The organism is Streptomyces europaeiscabiei, from assembly GCF_001550375.1.
Classification (GTDB): domain Bacteria; phylum Actinomycetota; class Actinomycetes; order Streptomycetales; family Streptomycetaceae; genus Streptomyces; species Streptomyces europaeiscabiei.
Genome location: NZ_LRTR01000158.1, coordinates 1 through 1,438, shown reverse-complemented (window position 1 = coordinate 1,438; position 1,438 = coordinate 1). Strand labels below are relative to the sequence as shown.

The window sequence follows — 1,438 nt, the reverse complement described above, 5'->3', positions numbered from 1 at the left end:
CGCCCACGCGCAGTTCGCCGTCCTCGCCCCAGGGGTTGCCCTCGGCACGGGACGCGGAGGCGTCGCCCGCGGCCTCGTCACGCAGCCGCTCGGCCTCGGCCTCGGCCTGCGCCTGGAGGGTGCGGATGCGTTCGGCGGCCTCGGAGCGCAGCCGGTCGCTCTCCTCGCCGGCCTCGCGGCGGATCCGCTCGGCATCGGCGCGGGCGTCGGCGAGCGCCTCCTCGGCGGAGGCCAGGCGGGCCTCGGCCTCGGTGTGCAGCCGGGTCAGCTCCTCGGCGGCCTCGGCCTTGCGGGCCTCGACGCCGCGCTCGGTCTCCTCGCGCAGGTCGCGGGCGACGCGCTCGGCCTCGGCCTTCAGCTCCTCGGTCTGCTCGGCGGCCTCGGCGCGGTAGCGCTCGGCCTCCTTGCGGGTGCGCTCCAGGGTCTCCTCGGCCTGGCGGCGCAGCGTCGAAGCGCGTTCGATGGCCTCGGTGCGGACCTTCTCGCTGTCCGCGGTGGCCGTCTGCCGCAGCTCGTCGGCGTCCGTGCGCGCCTTGGCGAGCAGTTCCTCGGCGGTCTTGGCCGCCTCCTCGATCTGCTGGACGGCCTCGCGCCGGGCCTCGGACCGGATCCGCTCGCCCTCGGCGACCGCGTCGGAGCGCAGCTGCTCGGCCTCGCCGCGCAGCCGGCGCGCCTCCTCCTGCAGCTCGACCGTCTTGGCGCGGTACTCCTCGGTGTCGTCCTTCGCCGTGCCCTTGAGCTGTTCGGCGAGGTCGTGCGCCTCGGCGCGCAGCCGGTCCGCCTCGGCCTCGGCCTCCGCGCGGACGCGCTCGGCCTCCTCGACGGCGGCCTTGGTGGTGTTCCTGGCTTCCTCGGACGCCTTGTTCAGCACGTCCTCGGCGGTCTTGGCCGTCTTGGCGAGCTGGGAGGCGGACTCCTCCGCGGTGAGCGAGCGGGCCTTCTCGGAGGCCTCGGCGACGATCTTCTCGGCCTCGGCCTTGGCGTCCGCGACGACTTCCTCGGCGGCGGCCTTGGTGGCCTCGGCCTCCTTCGTGGCCTCCGTGACCAGCCGGGCGACCTGCTCCTTGGCCGTACGCGTGCGCTGCTCGTTGGTCGACTCGGCGCCGGCGACGGCCTTGGCCGCGTTCTCCTTCGCCTCCGTGAGCAGCTTCTCGGCCTCGGCGCGCGCCTCGCGCAGGGCCGCCTCGGCCTCCGTCATGCGCTGCTCGGCGGTCCGGCTCAGCTCGGAGGCCTGGCGGCGGGCGGAGTCCGACTCGGTGGCGGTGGAGGTGCGCAGCTGCTCGGCGTGCTCGGTGGCCTCCTGGGCCTGCGTGGACGCCGCGTTCAGCAGCCGCTCGGCCTCGGCGCGGGCCCGGCGCAGGATCTGGTCGGCCTCGCCGCGGGCGGCCTCCGAGTCGCTCTGGAGCCGCTGACGGGCCTCGGTGGCGAGCCGCTCGGC

General features: G+C 76.1%; 1 pseudogene. It reads right to left on the bottom strand.

What is annotated here, in order from left to right:
- Positions 1-1,438, bottom strand: a pseudogene (locus AWZ10_RS07070) (hypothetical protein); the annotation flags it as partial.